The organism is Hymenobacter sp. 15J16-1T3B, assembly GCF_020711235.1.
In the GTDB taxonomy this organism is placed as follows: domain Bacteria; phylum Bacteroidota; class Bacteroidia; order Cytophagales; family Hymenobacteraceae; genus Solirubrum.
In genome coordinates, this window is the sequence record NZ_JAJFAV010000014.1 from 51,008 (window position 1) to 75,039 (window position 24,032).

Consider the following 24,032-nt stretch of genomic DNA (forward strand, 5'->3'; position numbering starts at 1 on the left):
ACAACTTCACCATTTTACAACCTCACCTTTTGGAGCCTCAGATCATCGTTGATTCTTCGGCCGCCGCGGCGCCGGGGCAGCAGCCGGCCTCGGTGCTGGTGATATACACCGGCGGCACGGTGGGCATGTCGGTGAACAAGCGCGGCGAGCTGGTGCCGATGGACTTCACCCAGATCCGCAAGCAGGTGCCCGAAATGCGTCACCTCGGCATGCAGGTCTCCGTGCTGAGCTTGCCCGAGCCCATCGACTCGAGCAACGTGACGCCCGCCGAGTGGCTGCTGCTGGCCGGCATCCTGCAGGAACACTACGCGCAGTACGACGGCTTTGTGGTGCTGCACGGCACCGACACCATGGCCTACTCGGCCGCCGCGCTGAGCTACCTACTCGAAAACCTGGGCAAGCCCGTCATCTTCACCGGGGCGCAGGTGCCCGTGGGCCGCATCCGCACCGATGCCCGCCGCAACCTCGTCACGGCCCTGGAAATTGCCGCCGCCCGCCACCCCCGCGCCGGCACCGTGCGCGTGCCCGAGGTGTGCGTGTTCTTCAACGACGTGCTCATCCGCGGCACCCGGGCCAAGAAGGTGGAAAGCCAGCGGTACTCGGCCTTCCGAAGCGAGAATTTTCCGCCCCTGGCCCACGCCGGCATCGAGCTGGAATTCCACGACAACCTGATGCGCCTGCTGCCCGGCGGGCCCCTGCGCGTGCACCCGCAGCTCGACGACCGCGTGGTGGTGCTCAAGCTCTTCCCGGGCATTACCGAGCGCACCGTGCGCGCCATCCTCGGCGCCGACGATTTGCGCGGCTGCGTGCTCGAAACCTACGGCTCGGGCAATGCGCCCACCAGCCCGTGGTTTCTCGCGTGCCTGCGCGAAGCCACCGCCCGCGGCGTGTTCGTGCTCAACGTCAGCCAGTGCGAGGAAGGCCGCGTCATTCAGGGCCGCTACGAAACCAGCGCCCACCTCACCGAACTCGGCGTCATTGGCGGCGAGGACATCACCACCGAAGCGGCCATCACCAAACTCATGTATGTGCTCGGCCTCGGCCACGACGCGGCCGCCACGCGCCGCCTGCTAATGAGTGACTTGCGCGGCGAAATCTCGCTGAACCCGGCCGCCGGCGCCGGCATCCGCTTGTAGCGGCTTGCGTATGTGCGAAATGCCGCGTTACTTTGCGCAGCTTTCCGCAACCTAGAGAGGTGTCCGAGTGGTCGAAGGAGCACGCCTGGAAAGTGTGTATGGCCCAAAAGGTCATCGTGGGTTCGAATCCCATCCTCTCTGCCCTTTGTTTAGCAGCCCCCGTCGATTCACCCGGCGGGGGTTTCTTTTTGCCCCTGAGCCCCCCTGAAAACGCGGTTTTTGCCCTGGTGGGGCACTGTGCGCGGCGGACCCGGCAGCGGCCCGGCAAAATAATTCGCGGCCCGGCACAATCCATTTCGGACTTCTTTCGTCTATTTGCTAACATCGTTAGTAAAATGCGAAAGCCATGAGACACTTTATGAAGGTACGCTTCGTGTACCGCCCTTCTGAGGGCAAAACCGCGGCCGGCTCCGGCGCCATCCTCTGCCGCATTACGGTGGACAAGCAGCGGCAGAAGTTCACCACGCCCGTCACCTGCCTGCGCCGCGACTGGGACGCCACCCGCCAAACGCTCAAGGGCAACGGCGTGAAGGCCCGGCAAGACAACGGGGTGCTTTCGAAGATCCGAACGGACATCGAGGGCATCTATTACCTGATGGAGCGCAACCACGAACTGGTGACGGCCGAGGGGTTGCTTGACGCCTACCTGAAACGCGACCAGCCCCGCGTCACCCTGGCGGCTGCAACCCTGCTCTGGCACGAACAGCGGCACCTACTCGTCGGCAAGACCATCACCAAGGCGTCCTACGACGGCTACCGCCGCAAGACCGCGTTGCTGCTGCAGTTCCTCGCGCACCACGGCATGCCCAAGGCCTTGCCCGACATGCTCACCGAGTCCGTGGCGGAACAGTTCGTCGTGTGGATGCGCAGCCACCAAGATCTGAGCCAGAACTACACCGGCAAAACCGTGCAGGTGGTCAAGCAGCTGCTCAAGTGGTGCAAGCGCTACAAGTACGCGGCCACCAACCCGCTCGAAGACTTCGCCCCCTCGTTTGAGCCCACCAAGGCCCCGCTGTTCCTAAGCCGGCAGGACGTGCAGCGCCTGCACACCCACGTCTTTGCGGCCGACGCGCTGCGCCGGGTGGCCGACGTGTTCCTGTTCCAGTGCTACACCGGCCTGGCGTACGCGGACCTCAAGCGCTTCGACGTGACCCGGGACGTGGGCCTGAACTTGAACGGGGAAGTCATGATCTACATGGGCCGGCAGAAGACCCAGCACAGCACCGGGCAGCAGGCCACCATCCCGTTGCTCAAGCCTGCCAAGGAACTGCTGCAGAAGTACGGCAACCAGTTGCCGGTGCCCACCAACCAGGTGTACAACCGGATGCTGAAGGAAGTCGCCACGGTGGCGGGGCTCGCCATCAAGCCCGAGCAGCTGACGACCCACATCGGCCGCAAGACCGCGGGCCGGCTCTGGTTGGATGCCGGGGTCAGCATTGCCGCCGTGTCGAAAGCCTTGGGCCACCGCACCATTGCCATGACCGAACAATACTACGTGCGCGCCGGGGAGGACCTGGTGTCGCGTGAATTCAACAAAGCCTTCGGCGACGCCGAAACCGACGCTGCCTAATACCACCCTAGCCTGCCTACACGCCTGTTCCGAACACCCTACTACCGCCGTTCCACACCGTTGACGCCCTGGCCCTGGCCGGGGTTTTCTGTGTTTGGGAGGTTCTGCGAGGGCTTATCTAGATCGATGACGCCCGCCTTGTCCAGTATGAACACCACGGCCAGCCCGAGCAAGAGCAGCACGCCGTACACCTTCAGTCGGGTAGCATCCCAATGGGCCATGTTAGCTCAGGAAATAATAAGAAAGGGATTATTATACTTTCACGACCTAAACTGCAATAAAAAGAAACGCCCCGCAACCAGGAAGGAAGCGGGGCGCGGCGGCTAGGCAGCTTCTAGGTAAGCAAGGTTCACCGACAGCTGAATAAACTGCGCCATGTCGAGCACGGCGGAGGTAAGCAGCGCGGGGTCGGTGATGTGTTTGAAGAAGACCGCCTGCCCGTCTGCCAAGTAGCAGCTTACGTCGTACTCTTCTTGCAGCCGGTGGCCGTGGTCGGCCGTGCTGGCTTCGTCGCCAACATAATAGGCGTCGGTTTCCAAGTAGTTGTTGTCATGCACCCACCACCCGCCTTCGTGGTGCGGCTTCACAAACACGCTGACGAACTTGCTGGTAAGCGTCGACAGCGGCAAGATCAGTTCGACCATCGGGCCATGCATCTTCACCTGGGACAACGCCGTGATGTCGGCCTGCCACATGGCTAGCAGGTGCTCGGGCAGATCGGCAACGGACTGGGCGGCACCGCGGGTATCGGGAGTAGTGGACATGGGGACTAGGCTATCGTTGCAAGTCGTCTTTGATGATGTGCCAGCCGGTGATCCAAAGCAGCGCCGGCCAGCCCAGTCCCGACAGCACGGCCTTCCATACGGGCAGGTCGCTAATGAGGCCCAACACAAGGATGGCCCCGGCAATGCCGCCGTACAACAGGCAGGCGAAAATCAGCAAGATCATATCACAGGGCCCGGTACGGGCGTTTGCGGTGAAGGCTTTTGAGGCGGCAATAGCTGGCGGAGTAGCCGAGGAAACGGAATTGCAGGAAGCCGGCACGGGAGTACACCGGCCACTCGCCGTAGAGGTCGAAGTATTCAAAGTCAGGCATGGACATGGGGACTAGGCGGGCTTTTCGGACACTTCGATTTTGCCAGTAAGCGGGCAGGTGAATATTTCCAGCGGGCGCTTGCACCCTTGGCACCTTACCGCTGTGAAAACGTTGCGGGCCGTGCGCCACCGCTTAAAGTCTGTGGCGTCCTGTGGGCAAGTGCAGGCCGGGCATTCGAAAGCGGAGCCCGACCCGGTGGTCAGCATGAAGCCACCGCCCTGTTTCAACTCGCCCGACTCGCTCACGGTGTCAGGGAACTTGCCCACCGCTACCGACTCCGTTACTTGATGCACTTCCGGCAGTTCGCGGCCATACTCATACACCGACTTGTAGCCAAAATAGTGGCACACCCGGGCGGCCTGCGCTTCGTAGTCGTTGCGGCGGGTACCCTTCTGCCAGAAGCCCATCTCCTTCAATTCATCGAAAGGAAAATGGTCAAGAATGAATGCTTTGAGGCGGTCTTTTTCGGCGGTATCCATGCTCTAATTACGCAATTAATTCACTGACAGTCAATATTTTGACTCATTATTTACCCACATTCTGCATGTGGATAAGTGCATAAAAACACCGCCCCCTCTCCGCCGCGTGCCGCGCTATGGGAGAGAGGGCGGGCCCGACCCGGTTGGTCAAGATCAGGGGAGCAGTTCCGCTTCGTCGTAGTGACGCCATGCCCGTACTACTGGACCGGCTAGGCAGAGCGTCCAGCACTCCCCCTCGGGCAAGTCCAGGAGCCGGTGAATACAGGTCGGCTCAATGACGTGGGACGACCCGGCCGGCCGCAGCACATCGGCAAACCCTCCGTTCTCATACACCCGCTCCCGGTAGGAGCCGGCTAGGACGTGGCTTTCAAACCGTACGGGGTGGTCATGGGCCCGCGGGTCGGGGTCCGGCCCGGTGAAGTGGTGCAGCATGGCCCATTGGTCGGTGCCCGGGATGGGGCCTAGCGTGTACTTGGTAAACACCGGGCTCAGGACGTCGATGCGGTAGATAGCATTGGGCACGAAGCCGAGTATCTGCCGAATGGTGGCCTCATGCCGGACAATGAGCTGACGGGCGGGGCCCTGTAGTTCCAGGAAGGTATTCATAGGAAATATCAGGACAGAAATCCGGGTTTAATCCGGGTTTTTTATGAGCACATAGACGCTCATAAGCGCTCATACAGTTTTAAAAAGGCCATTTGCGCAGTGCATAGGGCATTTGCCTATGAGAAATCCGGGTTTTATATGGGAATTATATGTGCGTCCTATTTTATCCCGAAAATTCCTGTATGGGCTAGCGGCGTTGGTGCTGGTACTGCCAGACGGGGCGGCGGCGTTTGGTCTTCATTTCCGGAGCCACAGGTAGAGGGGTTGAAACACCAGCCGGCGCAGCGCCACCGGCACCAGGGCCAGCCACCCGTAGGCAGGCCACGCGGCCACGAACAGCGCCGCATCGGCCGCCCACCAGCTCAGGGCGTTGGTGGCGTGCCAGGCGTCCGAAAAGCTCACCAGCCAGGACGTGGCGCCGAAGTAGGCCGGCCCTTGGTTGGGGTCTTCGTTCTTGTACTTGCGCTTCCAGCTGGTGGCGGAGTTCCACCAGGGCCCGAGTTTGGAGAGCTTGCCCACGCCGGGGGAGTGCGTCAGGGAGTCGTGGCAGGCGCGCAGGGCCCCGGCCAGTATCGACAAAGCAATCAGCAGCCCGAGCATCAGCCCCGCTTGTTCAGGTTGGGCTTGCGGCTGACGCTGTACACAATGCCCGCCAAAACGAGGGCGCCGGCAATAAAGGCGACTTCGTACCAGTCGGCTCCTTGGCCGATGAAGTGGTCATAGGCCGTGTAGAGGGCGGCCAGCAGGGCAATGCCCAGCAGGGCATAGACGGCGGCGCGGGCTTCGTTAGACAGATTGCTCATGGTGTTGGGGTTGGTAGTTAAAAGCTCACCCGGCTAAGCCAGCTGGCCATGAAGATTTCCTGGGTCGGGTTGCGCTCGGCAATGCGCACGTAGAACTCGCCTTGCAGCGCGTTGAGGACCTTCAGCACGTCCTGGGGGCGCTTGTGTTGGTTCAGGGCCGTGATGGTGGCCGCGCCTACCTTGCCGTCCGGCGTCACGTCCGGCGCGTACTGGCCCCGCTTGTTGGTCACGTTGATGGCCCGCTGCAGAAAGCCCGCCGCCCGGCCAACGCCCATGTTCACGGCCGTGTCGAACACCTCGTTGGCAATGGCTTGGTTGTTGGCCTGGTCGAGCTTGAAGGCGTCCCAGAACTGCTCTTTGTAGAAGTTGGCCGCCATGACCTTTAACTGCGCGCTGGCTTCGGCGGTGCCGGGGAACCCTGCCCGTTTCTTTAGGCCGTCGACTACGGCCCATCCAACCCACTTGGGGAAGTTGTTGCGGGACACGCCGAAGATGGTTTCTCCGCCGGTGTCGGCCGGGTTGTTGGCGTAGCCGCCCTCGTGTTGGGCGGTAATCTTGTAGGCGGTAGCGAAGTCGGCCATAGCTTATTTGAGAATGGTGTACAATCCGAGGGCCGCCGGCACCGCCACGCCCACGCCGATGATGAGGCCCCGCCGTTTGGCTTTGGCTTTCCACAGGGCCGCTTCGTTTAGGCTGACGAGCAAGGCGTTGTTGGCCTGCGCCGTTTGGGCCTGGGTGCGGGTCAGCTGCAGGGTCAGGGCCCGGGCTTCCTGCCGGCTCCCCGCCAGCATCTCCCGCACCAGGGGCAGGGCGCGCAGCGAGTCGAGGTTCTTAGCGGCCTGCGCGCGGGGCGTGCAAATCATCCCCGTAGGGGTTTGCGAGGCCGCGCTCAATGGCGCTATCAGGCCAAGCAGCAGCAGGGTCTTTCGCAATCTGTCCATACTTGAGTTGGGCTAGTTGTTGGCGGAATTGGCCGCGGCACAGCGCCAGCGAATCCCGGTAGGCGTCGCGCTGGGCAATCAGGTGGGCGGTGGGGTCGGGCTTGCGCTGGCAGCCAGGCAGCAGGTACAAGGCCAGCAGGCAGAGGCCGCAGACCACGGCCATAATCAGCAGGTTTCGGCGGGTGCGGGTCATGGCTGGGCAGATAGAGGCACGGTTTGCCCGGCCAGCGGGTGGGTACAATCACCCAAAAACTGTATATGTCCCTCACGCACGAATGAATGGCAGACGCCGCATGAAAACGGCGCGGGCTCGTCGGGATGCTCTCGGTTGTAATCACACCAGCACCGAGGGCTGCTGTATCCGGGTATATAATGGCCGCTTATGAATAGCAGGCTGGGGCTGAACGTTGGTTGCGTTAAGCTGCCATTCCAGCCCCAGGCCATACCATTGCCGTTAGGTTCCGCCGTGGTAACCAGGTGCGTTCCTCCGCAGCCGGGGCATTTGAAGGTGTAGCCACCGGGCTTTGCGGGGTGAGGTGTTAAGACAGGGGTCATTCGGTAGATTGCCCGGCGGGCGCGTTGGGGTTGGGGTTGACCGAAACCGGGCCGCCCGTTACGGTGGCTTGTTCGGCGGTGATCTGCGTATCGGCCGCGGGCGGCGGGCCTTCCAACTTGATCTTGGCCAGCGTGCCCAGCCCGAGCAGGGCGGCAATCAAGGCGCACAGCGTAGCCCAGATGTACTCGGGCGGCCACCCGGTCACGAGGATGCCGTTGATGACTTCGGGGCGCACCACGGCCCCGCGCCAGAGCAGCAGCAGGGCGGCCAGCACGAAGGAAAACGTGGTGAGCAGGCGGGGCGAAAACCGCTCGTTCTCCATCACGGAGCGCAAGAGCAGTTGCCAGAAGGTGCGGCGGGGCGGGGCGGGTTTGTGCATCAGCGGGTGCGGAAGAATTCCAAAAAGTTCTTGTTCAGGTCGCGCAGCTCCATCTTGACTTCCTCCAAGGCTTTGTTGGTGTTTTCCACCTGATTGCGCAGCAGGGCCACTTCTTGCAGGGCACGCTTGGCTTCCTGCACCTCGGCTTTGATGGCCTCTTGGTCGCGTGCGCAGCCTTCGGCAAACCGCTCGTGTTGTTGTTGAAAGCCCAGCATGCGGTCGTGGTACTTTTCAAGCGTGGCGTCTACCTTCTTTTTCCAATCCTCTTGCTCACGCTCGGATTTTTCCCGCGCTTGTTTCTGCTCTTTCGTTTCCGAGTACGAGCGGTTGAGGCGCGCCAGGAGGTAGCCGACACCCAGGGAGAGTAACGCCCCGATGAAGGGCACGATGTAAGACCAAATGCTCGACGTCTGCAGCAGCAGCGAAAGGGGAAAGATCACGGCGGGGCAATCATGGGGTGGAGAGAGGGGGATGATTGCAGGTAGGTGTGCGGAGGCAGGGAGGCGGGAGGCGGAGGCAGGTGTTAGACCGGGGATATTTGCACGAAATCAATGTCGGCCACAACGTTGCCGCCACCCACGGCCCGGATGCCGAAGCCCTGATCGGTGCCGCGGAAGACGAAATCGGCATAGCGGTAGCCGGGCGTGTCGTACACCTTGTCGAACATACCCGGCTCGTTGTCTGGGTTGATGAAGAAGTTCAGGCCGCTGCCGGCGTCCGCCGTCAGGCTCAACACGTTCATGTGCACCCGGTACGTCTGCCCTACTACCATCTGCGAGATGTATTGGTAGAAGAACCCGCCGCCTGTGTTGGCCATGTGCAGCACGCCACCCGACACCGTGAACCCCGTCGAGCCGTCTCCAAACCGGGTCCAGTTGGTTTCGCCGTTCGTGAAATCCGGGTTCAGCAGATAGCCGGTGGGCGCCGAGGTGGGGGCGCCGCCGAAGTCAGCTTTGACGAAATCGAACAGTCGTTCCCCGCCCAGCTTGCTGTACTGCGGGGCCGGGTGCACGCCGTCGCCCGCGGCAATTTCGGCCTGGGTCAGAATCGAATCGCCTGGAATCAGGCGCAGGCGCGGGTCTTGGGCCTTGATGTCGGCTAGAATTTGCCGCGTCTCCGCCACCTTGGTAGCGTCGCCCGGGAAGTCGAAGCAGGTAATCCAATAGAGCACCGACCCGGCCGGGAAGGTGTTGTAGAAGCGGGTCACGAAGTCGGCCGCGTACTCCTGGAAGGCGGCGGCCGACACGTTGCGCTGCCACCGGTCGTTGCGCTGGTGCTCCATAATCAGCGTAATCTTACCCGCGGAGGTGCTGCGCTTGTAGGCCAGCAGGCTTTCCATGATGGCCTGCCGCACGTTCATGTCGGTGGCCGCGCCGTACTCGATGTAGAGCGACATGCTGCCGCAAGTGCGCAGCGAAACGGCTACCGACGTGCCGAACTCGGCTAAGAAGCATTCGCGGAAGCGGCCCGCGAACCCGTCCAAGCCCGCGTTGGTGCTGTATTGCCCGGTGGTGATGCTGTCGCCGATGAGCAGTACATCGGCGTCCGGCACCGACGGCACCACGAATGTAACCGGGCTCGTGTCCTTCACGCCTACCCAAGTGGAAAACTGGTGCGTGCTCGGCTCCGAGTGAGCCGAATCGATCAGCTCGATCAGCGGTTTGCCACCGGGGCCGGCGCCTGTCAGGGGCAAACCCGGGAGCGTGACTTCCTGTAACCCGTTGCTGTCGGTAGGCGGCACGAAGCTGGCAAACGGCACGCCGTCGACCTTCACGTTCAGCACCCCGATGCTGTTGCCTTGCGCCGGGGCGGCGTCGGGCAGGTTTGACCAGTACTGCAGGGGGTAGCTGCTCTTGCCTCCGACGAAAGTGAAGGCGGCGAAGCTGTCGGTGCGCAGATGGTCTCCCTCGTCTTGGAAGAAGCCGGCGTAGTTGCGCTGTGCATTAGTGGGCTTATACAGCACCGGAATGGCGGCGGGGCCGTCGACCGCTGCCGTAGACGCCAGCCCCGCCGGCGTGCTGCCTGCGGCTTTGAGGCGAACAGACACCGAGCCGCCGGCCGTGCCGGGCAGCGTAAACGAAACCTTGCCGTTGGCGGTGACGGGGGAAGGAAGGGCGGAGTAGGCCATTACTGAGCAGTGAATTGGTATTCGTAATCCGCCGCGGCCTTCCCGCTGGCGAGGTCAAACGTGACGGTGCGGCCGCTGACGGCCAGTCCCGTAGGCGCCGCCGGCTGGGTGGGCGCGGGCGTGGTGGTGCCGCGCAGAATGTTCAAGGCATCGACCACCTCTTTGAGCTTGTCGCGCAAGCCGTTGATGATGGCCGGCGTGTAGATGGCGGCGTCGGGTTGGGCGTCGACAAAGGCTTGTAGCTCCGGTGTCAGCTCCGCCGGCACCCGGTCGGGGAAGTCGAAGTATTCGATGGGCTCCAACATGGCTTAGGGCGTCGGGGTGAATTGGTACTCGTAATCGGCCGCGCTCTTGCCCGCAGCCAGGTCGAATTCCGCCGTGCGCCCGGTCACGGTCAAGCCGGTCGGCGCGGGTGGGGGCGGCGAATACGTACCGCCCAGCAGGTAGGCGTTCAGCGCGGCTTGCGAGGTGAAGGCCGGGTGCGTGCTGTACTGGTTTTCGGCGATGGGTACAAAGTCTTCCCCGCCCCCGCGCTCGTCCGAGACGGTGCCGCCCTGCGGGGTGGTGTAGGTGTGCTGCCCTTGCACGGTCATGCCCGCGAAGAACGAGGGCGGCAGGATGCAGCCCGCCCCGATCGTGAGCGTGGCCCCGCTGGCGACTGTCGTCAGCCCCAACTCGCTGTTGTACACCCGGCAGGAGGTGGTGACCGTTTGGGCCGCGCTCAGCAAGCGGCTGTTGCGGATGGTGCCCTGCAGCACCACCGTGCCGCTGCCCCCGCCGCCGGAGATGTACACGCCCTGGGTTTCGCTGGTGGGCAGGCGCAGCGTGGCCCCAGCGAGTACCACGATGCCCGTTTGCAGGCCGACCAGCGCCGCGGCGTTGTCCAAGTAGACGTTGCTGCCGATGAACTGCCCATCGGCCACGAGCAGCGTGCATTCGTCCAAGCCCCCGAACGCCGCTGTGGCCCCGTCCGCCGCCGCGGCCAGGTCGCCGTAGCCCGCGGCTTCTTCCCCGGGCAGGGTGACGCGCACCGCGGCCACCCGCGAAAAGTCCAGTTTGCTGAACGAGTCGGTGGCGAGGTCGTAGTAGCCGGGGGTATTGGCGCCGGTGGGGTCTTCGACGGCGTACGAGCCGAGCGTCGTGGCCGAGGTGGCCTGCACAAATACGTCCGGCTCCCCGTTGTCGCGGAAGATGGTGTAGAACTTGCCGGTCTGCAGCCGCTCGTTGTCGGCCAGGTCTTTGATGGCGGCGTACCCGCCGCTCACCAGCGGGTTGTACCCCCGGCCCCCGATGGGTAATTCCTTCCAATTCAGGTCGGCGGCAAGTCCGGTCGGCACCGGGAAAAACCCCGCGCTGCGGGTCAGGTCGCGTTTGGCTTGGAAGCGGCGCCCTTCTGTGCCCAACGTAGCAATCACGTTGTCGCCTTGCTTGACGAGCACCACCCCGGGATCGGCCTGCAGGTCTTCGAAGACCTGAATCCCCGCGGTTTCCGAGGCCGCCCCGCCGGCGTTCAACTCCAAGCGGTTCAGGCGGGCAATCAGGCCGATGACGCTCGACTGCGGGATCTGGTCGTCCAGCTTGAAAAAGGCGCTGTCCGCGGCGTTGCGCAGCAGGGTCCCGACGTCGCGGAAGTCTATCGGCCACGCCGCAGGGGTTTCCAGCAGTTGGACGATGAGGCTGATGAACTGCGGGCGGGTGATCTGTGCCATAGTGCGTAGGGGCTGACACAAAGAACCCCGCCGCACCAAGGGGCCGAAAGCGGCACCGGTGCGGCGGGGTTGCTACAGGGCGAAGCGCTTAGTCTTCGTCGGGGCCCAAGGGGAAGACGTTGGCGCCCTGCTTGGGCTCGAACTGGCTGCGGAAGCGGATCTGCCCCGTCAGCGTGCGGGCGTCGTCCCGGCCGGTCGGAATGACCGAGTTGAGCTTCAGGCGGCCGTTGATGCCGTTCTGCCCGCCGCGCATGTACTTGCCGTCGAGCGTGACCGGCCACCAGTGCCCGCTGTAGCCGCCGCCGGCCTGGGTGAGGCGGGCGAATTCGACGTTGGTGGAGTTGGTTTCCAGAATGGTCACGTCGATGGTGCGGTCGGCGGGGCCGGCGCTGATCGTGTCGTTGCCGTACTGCAGCTCCGGGGCGTCGACGGCGGGCATGCCGCCCTCCGAGAGCTTGAAGACGATCATTTTCGTGTCGTCGTTGGCCGCCAAGCGGGTGGTGACCTCCGTCAGGGAAGGCGCCGCCGCGAAGGGCTGTTTGGAGAATACGACCCAGCCGAAGCCGCCGCGGCCGATGTCGGCCGACGAGGCGCAGTCGGCGAAGAGGACCGTGGGCGCCGGAAACGACGCGCAATCGGCGGGAATTGTCGGGTTGTCTACCGATGCCATGAGAAAAAGGGGTTAGGGGTTGATGACTGCAGAGCAGGAACCGCACGGCACGGTGCCGGTGGTGTTGTAGGCCACGAAGTAGTTGGTGGCTTCGTCCTCCGTGGCGGCGCGCACGTCGCTGGGGTCGTTGGTGTTGTACATCAGGCAGCGGAAACAGCCTTCGCTGGATCCGCTGGTGTAGTAGAGCGGGGCCCACTGGTCGGCCTGTTGGGTGTCGCAGACGCCGTTGGCGTTGGCGTAGGCTTGCTTGGTGGCGTCGAAGTAGGCCTGCGCTTGCTGGTCCGCGTCCGCCTGGCTGATGGCGCTGGTTTTGTAGCCGTCCGGCAAGGTGTAGGTCACCGCCGAACCAAACTGCCCGCTGGGGCAGTCGTTGCGCGTCACCGACTCGCTGATGCGCGCGGAGCGGAACACCGTGGGCAAGGGGCAGGCCGTCAGGTCGGTGTACCCGGCATCCACCCACCGCACGGTGCCGTAGGTGGGGCTGTTGGGGTTCATGTCCCGCTGTTGTTTCTCGACGCGGCCGGTGTTTGCCATGTAAGTAGATTATTCTTCGGAGCCCCCGGAGAAGGAATCCTGCGCGCAGCGGGTGCGGCCGGTGTCCTGCCAAGTGGCCGTGGTGTCTTGCTCGCAGCGGGTCAGGCCGGTGTCTTGCCAGTCTTCCGCCGTGTCGCTGGTGTCGCCGCAGCGCCACCCCCGCACCGCGTAGCCGTCTTCCGGCACCGGCACGGCCACGAGGGGCGCCGGGGCAGCGCAAGTGCCGGCGGCCGTGGTCACGACTTCCAGCGCCTCCACCGTCACCGTCACCGACGAGCGGCACCGGTCGGCGGCGTCGTAGCTGAGCGCCACTCGTTCGCCCCGCGTTTCGGGGAAATCGGAGAGCGTCACGTGCGCGTGCGACCGGATGCCGCTCAACGCCTCGCGCAGCCACGCCGGCAGCGGCGGTGTGGTAAAGGTGGCCGTGGACGCCACGGCCCGAAAGTCCAGCACGTCGCGCCCGAAAGCGTCTTTGCTGGTTTCGCTGTATTCCTTGGGCTCCCCGTGCCACACGGTGGCCCCGGGCATGTACAAGCGCTGGTGCAAGCCCGTGCCGTAGGGAACCGACCCGAGCGGGGTGTCGTGCCACCACTCCAGCACGGGCGCGGCCGACAAGTCCTCGTAGACCACGAAGACCGGCGAGACCACTTCGTTGTCCAGCCGCAGGCGTAGTCGACGCCCGCAGGGCAGGGCCAGGCCGTCGATCAGGTCGCCGTAGTAGAGCAGGTAGTCGGTGTTGCTGGCTGCGTCATAGTACAGCTCCACGGGCAGGTAGAGCGGCGCCCCCGGGGTAGCCGGGTCGACCACCAAGGCTTGCACCACCGCCTCAGTCTCGGCATCGATGACGTCGGCGCAGTCCAGCCGCCGGGTGGCGCTGTGGGGGCGGGCCCAGTGAAACGGCAACAGCCCGCCGGCCGGCGCCGCCACGGCGTACGGGCCGCCCCACGGCGCGGCGCAGCCGGGTGCTTCGGCGTCGGGCGGGTAGGCCACAGGCCCCAGGGGGAAGACGGAGAGGTTCACTTAGGCGAATTGATCTTGGTTGAACTGGCCGGTGTGGAATTGCTTGGGCGTGCCGGGCAGGCCGGTCGCAGGACCCAGTCCGGTTAAGGGGGGCAGCAGCGGGGTGACCTCCACTTGCCCGCTGGCCATGTTCCAGCGCGCTTGTTGCAGGGTGGCCACGCGGCTCAGGCTTGTGTGCACGGTCACGCCGTAGGGCAAGGCCGACAGGTCGCAGAGCGGCGCCACGAACGCGGCCTGCTTGCGTTGCGGGCGCAGGCCGGCGAAAACCACCGGTTCGCCGTTTACCGTGGCGGTGAGCTTCACCCGCCCGAAGCGGTGGTAACGCCGCACCAGCTGCGCCGCGGAGACCGGCCGGTTGCCTTGGCGCAGCAAGCCGCCGGGCCCCGGGGCCAAGACGACCAGCGCGTCATCGGGCAAGGCGTCGCCGCTGAGCACCATCCCGGCCACGTCCCCCGTCAGCTTGGTGACGGTGCGGGTGCTGGTGTTTTCGTCTTCGCGGGTGTTGGTTTCGGCGGGCTCGTACTCAATGGCGGCTTCGCGGAAGTTCACCGAGGCGCTTTCCTCGCTGATGGCGTTGGTGATGCTCAGCACTTCCTTGCGCGGCAACAGGGCCTGCAGGTACTCGTACTCGTTCGGGCCGCCCGCGGCGGGGCCGCCGGTCAGATCAACGGTGGTGTCCGGATCGGGCGCGAACAAGCTGCGGTGCTCAATGCGAAACTTGCCGTTGCCGTCGATGAACCACCCGCAATCGTACATGGTGCACAAATCCTCGACAAACTGCTTCAGGGTCAACTTGAGCTTGCGGGCTGGGTCGGAAACGTTGTAGCGCTTCACGTCCGAGGCAGCAGCTACCAGCAGGCCGGGCAGCTCGTTGGCCGCTGGGTTGGCACCGGTGGCGTAGCTCGTGGCGGCGCTGAAGTGCTGCGAGAGGTCCGCCGCAAGCGTAGGCGCCAAACGGGGCAGCGTGCCGCGCAGTACGTGGTTCAAGGCCTCCAGGAGCGGAATACCCCGGGTAAAGCGGAACCGACCAAACCGCCACCACAAGCTTTTGCAGTTGGTGCGGTTCACTTGTTCCCGCACGTTGAGGCACGTCGGACACTCGGGCTCGTTGTTGGCACCCTCCTCTCCCCCCAGGTTTACACCGTCTGGCCCGGTAACCTGAACATAGTCCGTGCCTGGGCTCGCGGCGCCACAGGGCAGCAGCAGTATTTCGGCGCCGTACTTACGGCTCCAGTCGTTGTAGTGAGTGATTTCGTAGGGTTTGAAGCCGGCAATCTGCGGAGGCTTCACGTAATGCGCCACCGGGGGCGTAACGGTGCGGTCGTCGCTGTATACCTCCCAGCCTGTAGCTGTCAGGTCGACGGGCAGATACGTTACCCCGTCGTCATCGAGCACCATTGGGACGTTGCGCTTCACCAAGCGAAACAGCAGCAGCATCCGTTCGCGGACCCCGCCGTGGGTCAGCGTGCCGGAAATCCACGAACTGCTGCGTAAGAATACCGCCCACCCGTCCGTGCCGGCCACGTCGCCCTCTTGCCCTTTGTCGATACGCCGGAACTCCAACGCGGTGCCGTCCGTGATGCCACCCGATTCGGCGTTGGTGTAAATACCCAGCTCGCGCAGGTTGGTGCTGCTGCTTACCCGGGCTCCGGTGTAGGCCAGAACGTTTACCGGCTTCTCCCACGCCTCCAACAGGGCTTGGTAGTCGTCGGCAGGCTTTAGACTCACCTTGCACACGCAATCCGCCACGTTCCACTTCACCTCGTTGAGAGTGAACTGCCCCACGCGCCGGCTAATCCAAGCTTTGCCATCCCAAGCTTCCGCTTCCAAATACACCGCCCCGCCCCGGTCGCTGCTGCGCTCAACGGCGTAGAGATAGGTGAAATCCTGCCCGCGAAACGTAGCCTCGCCTTCCAGTTTGTCGCGGGCGAAGAAGCGCGTCAGGTCCTCTTCCGCGGCCCGCACAAGGGTATCAACGCCTTCCGGCGTACACGGAAAGCGGGTGCCCAGCAGTACCAGAAACCAGCGGAGAGATGAAACGGCCACGGCTCAAAGCAAGCCGCGGCCGTTGGGGGCCGAAAGCTAGGCCGGACGGAAGGTAAGCGGGTAGTTCACCAACTGCTCGCTGCCGTTAGGGAAGCGGTATAACAGCTGGCCCGGGCGCAGGGCCATGACGTCCGGACGGCCGGCGGTGGTGGCAACGTGCTGTTTGATGGCCGCCAGCTCGGTTTGCATCCCGGCCATTTTCGCTTCCAACGGCCCCCAGGACTGTTGCTGCTGAAGTACAACGAGTTTCGCAGCTTCTGCTTGCATCTTGCCCGGCACGGAGTAATCGGGCAACAAGGCCCGTAAATGCGGGTGCGTCCAGTCAATGTCCTCGGGCCGGCCTTTCCACAGCGGCATCAGCAGCGGGTCGCCGTATTTGGCCGTGGGCTCGTGCGGCATGACGAACTCCTTGCCGTGCACCACGCCCCGTTCCTCGTGAATGCTGGCGCCACCGGTCGGGCCACCGGTGAAGAACCCGGCCCCGCTGGTGTTCGTCCCGCCGTTGTTGATGGCCTGCAGCGCTTTCAGCTTGCTGGCCACGAAGGCGCCGATCATGGTGCCGATCAGGCCAATGGCGATGCCGGTACCTAGTCCAGGAATAACGTTCAGGGGCGCTGTTACCTCAAAGATGGTCGCGGAGGCACTGGCCAGGCTCGACACCTGCAGCACCGTTTCCAGCAGCAAGCGGGCTTTGGCCGCTTTCTTTTGGTCTTCGATGGCTTCGGCCCGGGCGGCCTTCTCGACGTTGAGTTTGTCGCGGGTGGCCTGAATGTCGTTGGCAACCCCGGCTTTGGACAAGGCAATTTGCGTCTGCAGTTCGTTTTGCAGCTCGCTGATGTTGCGCGTGCGCAGCTCTACCCGGGCCTGGGCGTTGGCCAGCTCGGCTTGGTAGAGGTTGTCTAACTGGCCCTTGAACTGCGAAAAGGCTTGGTCGAGCAGTTGCCGGTTTTCGTCGCTGTCGTTTTCGCCAAGCACCAGCTTGTAGAAGAAGTCCTCGACCTTGTGCCGCTTCTTCTCCGCGTCGACGGCGTTCAGCCCGTTTTTCACCTGGGCCAGCCGGGCGGCAATGGACGCGCGCTGCAGCTCGGCTTCCTTGCCGGTTAAGAGCAAGGTGTTGTTCAAGCTCTTTTGCAAGAACTCCTGTTCAATCTTGAGCAGCGCTTCCCGTTCCGCGCGCTTGGCCTCGATGACGCTCACGCCCGTGCCGGCCCCGTAATTCTCGCCTACGGTGGTGGTCACGATGCTCGTTGCCAAATCCCTCCCCTGGGTGGCATCTTCCGAGGCTTCTTTGAAGCGCTGGGCCAATAAGTCACGTTGTTTGGCGGCTTCGATGGCCACGAGTAAATCCGCCTGCCCTTGGGCATCCCGGGCCTGCTTCTCGTAGTTGCGCTCGATGGCCTCGCGCTCTTTCTCCCGGCTGTCGGCTTGCAAGGCAAAGAGTTTGTCGGCGTGCTCCTGGGCCAGCTGCCGCAGCGTGCTGTAATACCGATCCGTTGCTGCCGCTTGGAGTTGAAACAGTTGCTCTTGCTGCACCCCGTCCACCACGCCATCGGCATTTGCACCCCGGCCGCCGGCTTTGCGCACGGCTTGCTCGCGCTCGATTAGCTTCTGCTTGATGACCTCGATTTGTCGGAGGTCGGCTTGAAATTGCTGCTCGGCTCGTACGCGCTGCTCGTCGGTGGCTTTGATCTGGGCTTGCTCCGCCAGGTTCGTAAGCGTGGCGCGCTCTTGGGCCAGAGCCCGCAGCGCCGCGCCGAGTTTGTCGGCGGTTTGCTTGGTGCGTTTTTCGACTTTGCCGAGCAGCCGGTCCAACTCCTTTTCGTCGGCGGCAATCTGTGCAACCAACGCTTTGCGCGAAGCTTCGAAGTCGGGACCAGCTTTGAGGTTGTTCAAGTCCTCCTGCTCGTTTTTGATCTTCTCGCGCAGGGCGGCAATAACGCCGAGGGTAGTTGCCTCTGCCTGTAAGGCGGCTTGGTTCTTTTTAAAGGCGGCTTCGTTGGCCCGATCCTGTTGTTTGAGTAGTTCTATCTGAGTTTTAATGCCAATGGCTTGCTGTTTGGCTGCCTCAGCACTGCCCCGCCCCACCGTCGCCCCTTCGCGCGCATTGGCGACATAATCGAATGCACTGCGGCTTTGGCGCCCCTGGTTGAGCTGTTCAAGCCTGATAGTAGCTTCAGATAGTTGCTTCTGAATATTTACGGATGCCTGACCATAGGCAAATGACAGCGCTTGGCTCGCGTCTTTCCCCGATGCTTTTGCTCGCTCTGCCACAAGGGCAAACCGCTTTTCAGCTTCTGTGGCAAACCGGTCCGATTCCTTAGCCGCTAGGTCTACTGCTTGCTGGTCGGAGCTTTTCAAAGAAGCGGTCAACTGCTCAGTTGCCGAGCGCAGCCCTTTGGTAAATACACTAAACGCAGGGCCAGCCTTCTCCGACAGTACCCTAAACAGTTCAGTGAATGAGTTGGCCAGCTTCGCGTTTTCGCCGGCCGCTTCTGCTGCCAGTGCTGCTGCCGTCCCCTGAACGCCCTCCAAGTCCCCAAGGCTGAATAAGTAGCCCGTAATGGCTTCTTTGGTCTTCGCTACTTCGGTAGTAACCCCGCGGTAGGTGAAGGCCACTTTGTCTCCGCTCTGCTTGGCCGTGATACCAAATTCTGCCAGGCGCTCATTTTGGCCGGCCACGGAATCAACCACGGCTTCGGCAAATTGGTCAATCGTTTTCCCCGAGGTAGCAGCAATGTCGCTGAGCTGCCTTAGTTGCTCCTTGGTTGGTCGAATACCCCGGTTGACCAGGTTGGCATAGCTTTCCTCCAGCTTGACGGCGTCGACCCCGGCTTCATTGGCGAAGCTATCCAGTAAACTGATCTGGCTGTTGGCCGCCCCACGGTCCCCGCCAAAGGCTGTGGTCAAGCGGGCCCGAATCCGGCCGAGGTCTTCGCCGGCTTCCACGATCTTTTCGCGGAACGCATTGATGCGGTCCAGGGCGAAGAAGGCGGCCCCAGCGGCCAAGCCCCGCTGAAAAATACCCACCAAGCCGCTGGCGGACTTGCCCGCGCCCTCCGTGGCCGAGGCCTGGGTTTTCGCGGATTGCGCTTGTGCTTTCGCCGCCGCCGCCGCGTCCTTGGAAGCAGCAGTGGCGAGCTTCGTCGCGTTGACCTCCTGCCGGCGGGCCTCACGCACCCGTTCAACGGCGGCTCTTTCCTCATCGATGGCCTTGCGAGTCAGCGCAATTTCGACGCGCACTTGCTCCTGGGCCCGGCGGTTCTTGTCCAGTTCGTTGCGCAGGCGCTGTTGCTCGACAACGTTGGTTGACTCCTTGCGGGCCTTCTTCAGTTCACGCTCCTGTGCCGTCAGTTCGCCAATGACACCCGACAACTCCCGTAACACGGTTTGCGCCTGGCGCTGCTCGGCTACTTGCTTGGCCAACGAGTCGGAATAGCGGGTAGCTGCAGCGGCAATGTCGGCATACGACTGCTTGGTCTTGGCCTGGGATTCATCGACGGCCTTTTCAAACAAGCCGAGCTTGTCTATGCCCGCCTGTAGTCCGTTTAGTAGCTCAGAGGCATCGAATTTGTATTTCTGGGTCAGGTCTTCGGCCATGCCCCGAAGGTCTATTGGGGAGCTTGGGGCCGAAAGCGGCTGGGAATATGTATTATGGCGGCCATGAAGATGATATATGGCCCATTATTGCTACTTGTTGCAGCCTGTAGCCCAAATGCTAAATATGAGACAGCCATTAAAGAACATATGGCTATGACACTGACTGATCCAGGTGCTTATGAGCCACTAGAGTTTGGGCCGCCTGCTATTGCCAGGAAGAAAGACCTATATAGCACAGATGACACCTCAAAAATTGGCGTCAAAATGTGGCATAGGTTCAGGGCCAAAAATGTATACGGAGGCGCAGTAATCAATACTCAATACTTCATCATTGAAGAATCGGGGATTGTCACAAGCATAGACGACTCAACGAAGGCGTACTAGGCAGACTAGCCTATTTGCTGGCCATCGCTTCCCTTTAATTCCCCATACGCCCCTGGAATGGGGCTTTTTGTTCTTGGCCTGGTCCCGTTATTGGGCCGCACTTTCTCTCCCTTGCCCTTGTTATGACCTTTATAGCGCGCACTCCTCCAGAAGCAATGCTTACGGTTACGATAAATAATACTACCCCGATAGAGCTACTGGATCTGAGTGACTCATTGCAAAGCCTTGGGCGGCAGTATGTGCGTTATCTAACAAAGCACAATATAAGGGTCCCCGATGAGGCCCGCCTGTATGTCCAGGAAATTCGCAAGGGCAGCGTTGTTGTTGAGCTTAGTGACTTGATGCTGCCAGCGGCAGTCTTATTTTCCAACCCCGAGCACTTTAACAATCTTGTAGATTTTTCGAAGAACCTGAGGGATATTTATCGGTATTTCACTGGCTTAGGCCCAAAGCCAAAGGAAGATCTGAAAGAGGCTGATTTGCGCAATTACAGCAATGTATTGCAGCCAGTCGCCAAGGATGCAGGGGCCAATATTGATTTCAGCGGGACTTTCCAGAATTCGCCCATCGTTGTCTTTAACCTCAATTCAATGGAGGCCAACGCTGCCCAAAACGGTATTGAGAGGGAAATTCAGCGGCTTCGAACGGTTGAGGTTGGCGGCTACCATCAAAAGGTGGTGTTCTATTGGCACACACTCAAGAATGAACAAAACAATGCTGCAGGGGACCGCGGCATTATTGAGTCATTGAGCCCAAGCCCTGTAAAAGTTGTATTTGCTCAAGAAGGGTTAAAGCAGACTATCGCTTTTATGGCCAATAAAAACCCAATGCTTGCTGGCTTTGTAGTTGACGTACACGTAGAGACGGTGCAGGGCAAGCCTGTTCTTTACAATATCGTCGCTTTCCACGACGTCGTATAGTCTACTTTGCGCTCATGGCCTTCACATGCCGCCGGCGTGCCTCTACCAAGTCGTAAAAGTCGCATACCTCCATGCGCAGCAGTTCTTGGTAGGCCACGGGATTACCTTCCGAGCAGGCGTAGAGCATGTCTTTCCAATACGCATCCAACCGGGCCAGTTCGGTGCGGGCGTGGGCTACCCCGCCGCTGTGTTGGTGGCTGGGGTGCCGGGCGTGCAGGCGGCGAGATACGACAAGACCAAGTCGTAGGCCCGCCGCGCAAAAAAAGGGGCCGGGATGCCCGCGGCCTCCCAGTCCGCCACCTTCGCGTGCATCAGCTCTTCGTTGTACTGGCTCGCGTCTTCCCCGTCGCGGTTGAAGAAGAGGGCGCACAACTCCGCGTGCAAGTTGCGGCCGGCGCCGTCGAGCTGCTGCGGGATGGCCGTCAGCAAGTTGTCCAAGATGATACCCGCGTCGACAATCTTGCTCTCGCGCTGGTTCAGGCACATATAGGCCTTCCCAATCTGCGCGTGCCACAAGCGGTAGTCGGTGCCGGCCATCAAGTAGACCTGCAGCTTCTGAAATTCCTGGTGCCGGCGCAGCGTCAGCAGTTCGTTCAGCCGGTAGGTGTTTCCGTTCGCGGTAAACTCCCGGGCGTCGGGGGCTAGTTGTTCAGCCATTTGTCAAGAAACGAGATCAACAGCAACGCCACGCAGGCGAAGCCGACATACACAAACCCGCTCAGCACCCACGCGGGCGCGAGCCGGCCGGCGGCGAAGTAGGCGCCGGCCATCCACACCACGTTGCAGCGAAAGCACCCCCACAGGGGCTTCCACCACCACGGCCAGTTCTCTTCACCGATGCCGTAGCGGCGCTCCATCCACCCCAGCAGGCGGCTGCGCAGCGGGCGCAGCAGCATCCCGTCCTCGACCAGCACCACCGACCAGCAGTAGGAGGCGGCCACGGCCAGCAGGGTCAGCACCCACAGCGAGGGCATCATGCGGCCGACAATAGTAGCCCGCCCACGAGCTGGTTCAGCACCACCACCGACAGGCTCTCGGTCGGTTGCTGGCAGCGCACGGGGTAGTACGTGCACGTCAGCACCAAGCCCAGGAGTTGATAGGGGGGATAGAGCAGCGGGCCGTCGTAGCCGCTGTAAGGCGTCCACAAGCGCGCGTCGGCCGGCAATTCCTGCAGCTTCACCCGCAGCGCGCCGAAGCTGCCCGCGGTTTGGCCGTTATTGGCCAGCAGGGCTTGTCGCACGGCCTGCATCAGTTCGCCGTCCGTCAACGGCTCCGCGGCCTTGGCTTGGTTCACCCAGGCCCGCAGGGTGAGCGTCGCCACCCGCGGGGCGGGGTAGTTGGCGCCGGGGCGGGGGCCGTCGACCACGCCGCCGTCTTCGAAGATGACCAGCCCCTTGCGGTTCTCGCGCGGGCGCAGGAACTCCACGGACTTGTCGCAGATGGCCTCGGGCAGTTTAGCCGGCACCGGGGCGCGGTGGCGCTCCACGCCTTGGTCGATCTTGGCGTCCCATTCGTAGGGCCGCACCAAGCCCGGCACCCGCAGCGCGTCGAGGAACGGCAGCGGGCGCAGGCGGGCGGCGAATACTTCGGCTAGCGCGTCTTGCATGGGTCAGTTCAGAAAGGGAATGAGAGCCGCCGTATCGCTGGCCTTAAAAAACCGGTCCCACCGATCCGACCAGCGCTTGAAGCTGCCGAGCACGAAGAAGCCGCCGCCCACGCTGCCCAAGGTGACGTAGACCTTCGGCTTGTTGGACTTCCAGGCAAGGCCCGACCCGTGCTCCGACTCGATTTTCACGACGTCTTCCCACAGAAAGGAACACTCGCACTGCAGCTCTTCGCCGGTGGTTTCATCTTGCCAGATGCGGACCGCGTTGGCCTTCCGGTAGTCACTCATTGCAGGTACTGGTTAAGGATTCGGTTCACTTCGTCGGCGGCCGATTGGGCGGCCAGCCTCTCTTCGCTGGGCAGGGGGCGCAGGAAATTCCCGAACCGGGCGGTGTTCCACTTGACTTTGTTGGCCGACTCCTGATCGGCTGCCAACAAGGAGGCCTCAAACACCCCGGCCTGTGCCGTGCCGTCCGCCCGCACCAACAGGGCCCGAAACATGCCCCCGGTGTAGGTGAGGTACACCGCATCGGCCGGAAGCCCTTGGGCGGCCCGAAACGCGGCCCAGGTGCCCTTGCCGCCCTTCTTGGCGTAGCTGCGGCCGGCCGCGTTCAGGGCTTTGTTGTAGAAGAAGAACCGGGGCACTTCCCGGCTGGAGTACACCCGCCCGATCAGGCCGTCCCGCTGAATCCGCAGGCGCACCAAGGCCAGCACGCCGGCGCCGTAGATTTCGGCGATGCGCGGGCCGTTGGCCAGCAGCGCGGCTTGGGCTTGCTGCAGCCGCGTGCGGAGTCCGGCGGCGTCCATCGGGCTAGTAGCTTTTGGCGGTGAACGGGCCGGTGTTCACGCAGACCGTGCACGGGTACGCCACCCGCCGCACCCCTTGGGCCGTGGTGAGGTAGTCCAGGTACTCGCGCAGCTTGCCGTCGTAGCGGTCGGCCAACACCTGCAGGGCGTCGGGCTCCAGTCCGGTTAGCCGGCCCGCGGCGCCGTCCGCCACTTCCCGGCCGATCAGGTCCGCCGCCGTGGCGTAGAGCACCGCGTAGCCAATCTGCAGTTGCAGGTCGGCATCAACGGGCGTGGTGGAGCCCGGCTTGTTCCCCGCTACGTAGCACAGCTGCTCGGGCGCGGTGCACACCGCCTCGCCGGTCAGGGCAATGCCCCCGGCCGCTTCTTTCATGTTGCGCAGGTAGCCCGAGAGCCGGCGGCCGGCCTCGCTACAGCCCCCGCAGAGGATCTTGTTTAGCCGCGGCCGGAAGCCGCTGGGCAACATGGCTTCGATGACGTGGTCCAACCCGTCGCAGGGCACCACCACATTAGCCAACGACACCGCCCCGCCCCCGGGAACGGCCAGCGCCACCGCCTGCCCGTCTACCGTGACCGATACGGGCTCCGTGGCGACTTCTGCGGTGAGCAGCTGCAGTGTGTTCAGCTTCAACCCCGCAAAGGGAATGTGGTGCGTTTTCAGCACCATTCGCAGGCTGCCAGCTTCGGGGCCGGTGCCGCTGAAGTCCGCCCCGCTGATGGGGCCGAACCAGGTGTGCCGCGGGGCCGTGCCCTCGCTCAGGCCCATTGCGAGCTTGGACCGCACTTGCCGCACGCCTTCCTCCCGGGCTTGTTGAAACCGCTCGTGCCACACCGCCCCATCGGAGCGGCACACGCTCAGGCCCGGCACTTGGGAGAGATACAAGCCCGTGGCGGAGTCGGTGATGAAGGCCGTACTGCCCACGGCCGGAAACGGGAGGCAGTCGGAAGCGGCGGGCGCAAGGCCAATGAGGGACGTGAGGCAGTCGGTCGGCATGGTTGCAGGGGTTGGCCCAAAGGACGCTCCCGCGCATAGCGGCCGAAAGAGA

31 protein-coding genes and 1 tRNA gene are annotated in these 24,032 nt (G+C 62.9%); 4 read left to right on the top strand and 28 right to left on the bottom strand.

Features of this window, described 5'->3' with window-relative positions; translation table 11 throughout:
• Positions 1-29 precede the first annotated feature (29 nt).
• The 3 genes from LJ737_RS20580 to LJ737_RS20590 all read left to right on the top strand — a co-directional run bounded on the left by LJ737_RS20580 (position 30) and on the right by LJ737_RS20590 (position 2,706).
• Positions 30-1,136, top strand: a complete 1,107-nt coding sequence (locus LJ737_RS20580) for an asparaginase (RefSeq protein WP_227768640.1) — start codon at positions 30-32, stop codon at positions 1,134-1,136.
• Positions 1,137-1,189: 53 nt separating this feature from the next.
• Positions 1,190-1,277: transfer RNA gene (locus LJ737_RS20585), tRNA-Ser, on the top strand.
• A 217-nt stretch (positions 1,278-1,494) separates the two neighbouring features.
• Positions 1,495-2,706: a site-specific integrase gene (locus tag LJ737_RS20590; protein WP_227768641.1), complete on the top strand. Its 1,212-nt coding sequence runs from the start codon at positions 1,495-1,497 to the stop codon at positions 2,704-2,706.
• Between the two features lie 41 nt (positions 2,707-2,747).
• Here LJ737_RS20590 and LJ737_RS20595 read toward each other — a convergent pair whose 3' ends face one another.
• The 22 genes from LJ737_RS20595 to LJ737_RS20700 all read right to left on the bottom strand — a co-directional run bounded on the left by LJ737_RS20595 (position 2,748) and on the right by LJ737_RS20700 (position 19,270).
• The gene (locus LJ737_RS20595; RefSeq protein WP_227768642.1) at positions 2,748-2,927 is read right to left on the bottom strand and encodes a hypothetical protein; all 180 of its coding nucleotides are present in this window, start codon (positions 2,925-2,927) and stop codon (positions 2,748-2,750) included.
• Between the two features lie 102 nt (positions 2,928-3,029).
• On the bottom strand, positions 3,030-3,470 hold the full coding sequence (locus tag LJ737_RS20600; RefSeq protein WP_227768643.1) for a hypothetical protein: 441 nt from the start codon (positions 3,468-3,470) through the stop codon (positions 3,030-3,032).
• Positions 3,471-3,480: 10 nt separating this feature from the next.
• A complete protein-coding gene (locus tag LJ737_RS20605; protein ID WP_227768644.1) occupies positions 3,481-3,654 on the bottom strand; it encodes a hypothetical protein in 174 nt (57 codons plus the stop codon).
• Position 3,655: 1 nt separating this feature from the next.
• Positions 3,656-3,802 carry a hypothetical protein gene (locus LJ737_RS20610; RefSeq protein ID WP_227768645.1) on the bottom strand — a complete coding sequence of 49 codons (147 nt, stop codon included), beginning with the start codon at positions 3,800-3,802 and terminating at the stop codon, positions 3,656-3,658.
• Positions 3,803-3,813: 11 nt separating this feature from the next.
• Positions 3,814-4,281, bottom strand: coding sequence for a hypothetical protein (locus LJ737_RS20615; RefSeq protein WP_227768646.1), 468 nt, complete (start codon positions 4,279-4,281; stop codon positions 3,814-3,816).
• A gap of 153 nt (positions 4,282-4,434) precedes the next feature.
• Positions 4,435-4,887, bottom strand: a complete 453-nt coding sequence (locus tag LJ737_RS20620; RefSeq protein ID WP_227768647.1) for a hypothetical protein — start codon at positions 4,885-4,887, stop codon at positions 4,435-4,437.
• 237 nt (positions 4,888-5,124) lie between these two features.
• The gene (locus LJ737_RS20625; RefSeq protein ID WP_227768648.1) at positions 5,125-5,466 is read right to left on the bottom strand and encodes a hypothetical protein; all 342 of its coding nucleotides are present in this window, start codon (positions 5,464-5,466) and stop codon (positions 5,125-5,127) included.
• Between the two features lie 20 nt (positions 5,467-5,486).
• The gene (locus LJ737_RS20630; protein ID WP_227768649.1) at positions 5,487-5,690 is read right to left on the bottom strand and encodes a hypothetical protein; all 204 of its coding nucleotides are present in this window, start codon (positions 5,688-5,690) and stop codon (positions 5,487-5,489) included.
• Between the two features lie 17 nt (positions 5,691-5,707).
• Positions 5,708-6,271: a glycoside hydrolase family 108 protein gene (locus tag LJ737_RS20635; protein ID WP_227768650.1), complete on the bottom strand. Its 564-nt coding sequence runs from the start codon at positions 6,269-6,271 to the stop codon at positions 5,708-5,710.
• A 3-nt stretch (positions 6,272-6,274) separates the two neighbouring features.
• Positions 6,275-6,553: a hypothetical protein gene (locus tag LJ737_RS20640; protein WP_227768651.1), complete on the bottom strand. Its 279-nt coding sequence runs from the start codon at positions 6,551-6,553 to the stop codon at positions 6,275-6,277.
• Positions 6,522-6,824, bottom strand: coding sequence for a hypothetical protein (locus LJ737_RS20645; RefSeq protein WP_227768652.1), 303 nt, complete (start codon positions 6,822-6,824; stop codon positions 6,522-6,524). Before LJ737_RS20645 ends, LJ737_RS20640 begins: the two co-directional genes overlap by 32 nt.
• The gene (locus tag LJ737_RS20650) at positions 6,821-7,186 is read right to left on the bottom strand and encodes a ubiquitination-like system serine protease family protein (protein WP_227768653.1); all 366 of its coding nucleotides are present in this window, start codon (positions 7,184-7,186) and stop codon (positions 6,821-6,823) included. The genes LJ737_RS20645 and LJ737_RS20650 overlap by 4 nt, the downstream gene beginning before the upstream one ends.
• Positions 7,183-7,566 carry a hypothetical protein gene (locus tag LJ737_RS20655; RefSeq protein WP_227768654.1) on the bottom strand — a complete coding sequence of 128 codons (384 nt, stop codon included), beginning with the start codon at positions 7,564-7,566 and terminating at the stop codon, positions 7,183-7,185. The genes LJ737_RS20650 and LJ737_RS20655 overlap by 4 nt, the downstream gene beginning before the upstream one ends.
• Entirely contained in the window at positions 7,566-8,006 is a 441-nt protein-coding gene (locus LJ737_RS20660; protein WP_227768655.1) for a hypothetical protein, read from the bottom strand. The genes LJ737_RS20655 and LJ737_RS20660 overlap by 1 nt, the downstream gene beginning before the upstream one ends.
• A gap of 83 nt (positions 8,007-8,089) precedes the next feature.
• Positions 8,090-9,694 carry an SGNH/GDSL hydrolase family protein gene (locus tag LJ737_RS20665; protein ID WP_227768656.1) on the bottom strand — a complete coding sequence of 535 codons (1,605 nt, stop codon included), beginning with the start codon at positions 9,692-9,694 and terminating at the stop codon, positions 8,090-8,092.
• Positions 9,694-9,999, bottom strand: a complete 306-nt coding sequence (locus LJ737_RS20670) for a hypothetical protein (RefSeq protein ID WP_227768657.1) — start codon at positions 9,997-9,999, stop codon at positions 9,694-9,696. The genes LJ737_RS20665 and LJ737_RS20670 overlap by 1 nt, the downstream gene beginning before the upstream one ends.
• Positions 10,000-10,002: 3 nt before the next feature.
• The gene (locus LJ737_RS20675; RefSeq protein ID WP_227768658.1) at positions 10,003-11,403 is read right to left on the bottom strand and encodes a hypothetical protein; all 1,401 of its coding nucleotides are present in this window, start codon (positions 11,401-11,403) and stop codon (positions 10,003-10,005) included.
• Positions 11,404-11,491: 88 nt separating this feature from the next.
• The gene (locus LJ737_RS20680) at positions 11,492-12,073 is read right to left on the bottom strand and encodes a hypothetical protein (RefSeq protein ID WP_227768659.1); all 582 of its coding nucleotides are present in this window, start codon (positions 12,071-12,073) and stop codon (positions 11,492-11,494) included.
• Positions 12,074-12,085: 12 nt separating this feature from the next.
• A complete protein-coding gene (locus LJ737_RS20685; RefSeq protein WP_227768660.1) occupies positions 12,086-12,607 on the bottom strand; it encodes a DUF5977 domain-containing protein in 522 nt (173 codons plus the stop codon).
• Between the two features lie 9 nt (positions 12,608-12,616).
• Positions 12,617-13,627, bottom strand: coding sequence for a hypothetical protein (locus tag LJ737_RS20690; protein ID WP_227768661.1), 1,011 nt, complete (start codon positions 13,625-13,627; stop codon positions 12,617-12,619).
• Positions 13,628-15,673, bottom strand: coding sequence for a hypothetical protein (locus tag LJ737_RS20695; RefSeq protein WP_227768662.1), 2,046 nt, complete (start codon positions 15,671-15,673; stop codon positions 13,628-13,630). It lies immediately after the preceding gene.
• 36 nt (positions 15,674-15,709) lie between these two features.
• A complete protein-coding gene (locus tag LJ737_RS20700; RefSeq protein WP_227768663.1) occupies positions 15,710-19,270 on the bottom strand; it encodes a coiled-coil domain-containing protein in 3,561 nt (1,186 codons plus the stop codon).
• A gap of 506 nt (positions 19,271-19,776) precedes the next feature.
• On the opposite strand from LJ737_RS20700, the gene LJ737_RS20705 reads away from it, so the two are divergent.
• Positions 19,777-20,574 (top strand): hypothetical protein, encoded by a 798-nt coding sequence (locus LJ737_RS20705; RefSeq protein WP_227768664.1) that lies wholly within the window; start codon positions 19,777-19,779, stop codon positions 20,572-20,574.
• A gap of 174 nt (positions 20,575-20,748) precedes the next feature.
• Here LJ737_RS20705 and LJ737_RS20710 read toward each other — a convergent pair whose 3' ends face one another.
• From LJ737_RS20710 to LJ737_RS20735, 6 genes are read right to left on the bottom strand one after another with little or no spacing between them, the layout of a single operon-like run.
• On the bottom strand, positions 20,749-21,231 hold the full coding sequence (locus LJ737_RS20710) for a hypothetical protein (protein WP_227768665.1): 483 nt from the start codon (positions 21,229-21,231) through the stop codon (positions 20,749-20,751).
• The gene (locus tag LJ737_RS20715; protein ID WP_227768666.1) at positions 21,216-21,551 is read right to left on the bottom strand and encodes a hypothetical protein; all 336 of its coding nucleotides are present in this window, start codon (positions 21,549-21,551) and stop codon (positions 21,216-21,218) included. Before LJ737_RS20715 ends, LJ737_RS20710 begins: the two co-directional genes overlap by 16 nt.
• Positions 21,548-22,180, bottom strand: coding sequence for a hypothetical protein (locus LJ737_RS20720; RefSeq protein ID WP_227768667.1), 633 nt, complete (start codon positions 22,178-22,180; stop codon positions 21,548-21,550). Before LJ737_RS20720 ends, LJ737_RS20715 begins: the two co-directional genes overlap by 4 nt.
• Positions 22,181-22,183: 3 nt before the next feature.
• Positions 22,184-22,468: a hypothetical protein gene (locus tag LJ737_RS20725; protein ID WP_227768668.1), complete on the bottom strand. Its 285-nt coding sequence runs from the start codon at positions 22,466-22,468 to the stop codon at positions 22,184-22,186.
• Positions 22,465-22,986, bottom strand: coding sequence for a hypothetical protein (locus LJ737_RS20730; protein WP_227768669.1), 522 nt, complete (start codon positions 22,984-22,986; stop codon positions 22,465-22,467). The genes LJ737_RS20725 and LJ737_RS20730 overlap by 4 nt, the downstream gene beginning before the upstream one ends.
• A gap of 4 nt (positions 22,987-22,990) precedes the next feature.
• Entirely contained in the window at positions 22,991-23,980 is a 990-nt protein-coding gene (locus LJ737_RS20735) for a hypothetical protein (RefSeq protein WP_227768670.1), read from the bottom strand.
• Positions 23,981-24,032: the final 52 nt, after the last annotated feature.

Bases quoted from the DNA above. Each gene is read 5' to 3' on its own strand.
- LJ737_RS20590 (WP_227768641.1), top strand. From the start codon at position 1,495: ATGAAGGTACGCTTCGTGTACCGCCCTTCTGAGGGCAAAACCGCGGCC.
- LJ737_RS20595 (WP_227768642.1), bottom strand. From the start codon at position 2,927: ATGGCCCATTGGGATGCTACCCGACTGAAGGTGTACGGCGTGCTGCTC.
- LJ737_RS20600 (WP_227768643.1), bottom strand. From the start codon at position 3,470: ATGTCCACTACTCCCGATACCCGCGGTGCCGCCCAGTCCGTTGCCGAT.
- LJ737_RS20605 (WP_227768644.1), bottom strand. From the start codon at position 3,654: ATGATCTTGCTGATTTTCGCCTGCCTGTTGTACGGCGGCATTGCCGGG.
- LJ737_RS20610 (WP_227768645.1), bottom strand. From the start codon at position 3,802: ATGCCTGACTTTGAATACTTCGACCTCTACGGCGAGTGGCCGGTGTAC.
- LJ737_RS20615 (WP_227768646.1), bottom strand. From the start codon at position 4,281: ATGGATACCGCCGAAAAAGACCGCCTCAAAGCATTCATTCTTGACCAT.
- LJ737_RS20620 (WP_227768647.1), bottom strand. From the start codon at position 4,887: ATGAATACCTTCCTGGAACTACAGGGCCCCGCCCGTCAGCTCATTGTC.
- LJ737_RS20630 (WP_227768649.1), bottom strand. From the start codon at position 5,690: ATGAGCAATCTGTCTAACGAAGCCCGCGCCGCCGTCTATGCCCTGCTG.
- LJ737_RS20635 (WP_227768650.1), bottom strand. From the start codon at position 6,271: ATGGCCGACTTCGCTACCGCCTACAAGATTACCGCCCAACACGAGGGC.
- LJ737_RS20640 (WP_227768651.1), bottom strand. From the start codon at position 6,553: ATGATTTGCACGCCCCGCGCGCAGGCCGCTAAGAACCTCGACTCGCTG.
- LJ737_RS20645 (WP_227768652.1), bottom strand. From the start codon at position 6,824: ATGACCCGCACCCGCCGAAACCTGCTGATTATGGCCGTGGTCTGCGGC.
- LJ737_RS20650 (WP_227768653.1), bottom strand. From the start codon at position 7,186: ATGACCCCTGTCTTAACACCTCACCCCGCAAAGCCCGGTGGCTACACC.
- LJ737_RS20655 (WP_227768654.1), bottom strand. From the start codon at position 7,566: ATGCACAAACCCGCCCCGCCCCGCCGCACCTTCTGGCAACTGCTCTTG.
- LJ737_RS20665 (WP_227768656.1), bottom strand. From the start codon at position 9,694: ATGGCCTACTCCGCCCTTCCTTCCCCCGTCACCGCCAACGGCAAGGTT.
- LJ737_RS20670 (WP_227768657.1), bottom strand. From the start codon at position 9,999: ATGTTGGAGCCCATCGAATACTTCGACTTCCCCGACCGGGTGCCGGCG.
- LJ737_RS20675 (WP_227768658.1), bottom strand. From the start codon at position 11,403: ATGGCACAGATCACCCGCCCGCAGTTCATCAGCCTCATCGTCCAACTG.
- LJ737_RS20680 (WP_227768659.1), bottom strand. From the start codon at position 12,073: ATGGCATCGGTAGACAACCCGACAATTCCCGCCGATTGCGCGTCGTTT.
- LJ737_RS20685 (WP_227768660.1), bottom strand. From the start codon at position 12,607: ATGGCAAACACCGGCCGCGTCGAGAAACAACAGCGGGACATGAACCCC.
- LJ737_RS20700 (WP_227768663.1), bottom strand. From the start codon at position 19,270: ATGGCCGAAGACCTGACCCAGAAATACAAATTCGATGCCTCTGAGCTA.
- LJ737_RS20705 (WP_227768664.1), top strand. From the start codon at position 19,777: ATGACCTTTATAGCGCGCACTCCTCCAGAAGCAATGCTTACGGTTACG.
- LJ737_RS20710 (WP_227768665.1), bottom strand. From the start codon at position 21,231: ATGGCTGAACAACTAGCCCCCGACGCCCGGGAGTTTACCGCGAACGGA.
- LJ737_RS20715 (WP_227768666.1), bottom strand. From the start codon at position 21,551: ATGATGCCCTCGCTGTGGGTGCTGACCCTGCTGGCCGTGGCCGCCTCC.
- LJ737_RS20720 (WP_227768667.1), bottom strand. From the start codon at position 22,180: ATGCAAGACGCGCTAGCCGAAGTATTCGCCGCCCGCCTGCGCCCGCTG.
- LJ737_RS20725 (WP_227768668.1), bottom strand. From the start codon at position 22,468: ATGAGTGACTACCGGAAGGCCAACGCGGTCCGCATCTGGCAAGATGAA.
- LJ737_RS20730 (WP_227768669.1), bottom strand. From the start codon at position 22,986: ATGGACGCCGCCGGACTCCGCACGCGGCTGCAGCAAGCCCAAGCCGCG.
- LJ737_RS20735 (WP_227768670.1), bottom strand. From the start codon at position 23,980: ATGCCGACCGACTGCCTCACGTCCCTCATTGGCCTTGCGCCCGCCGCT.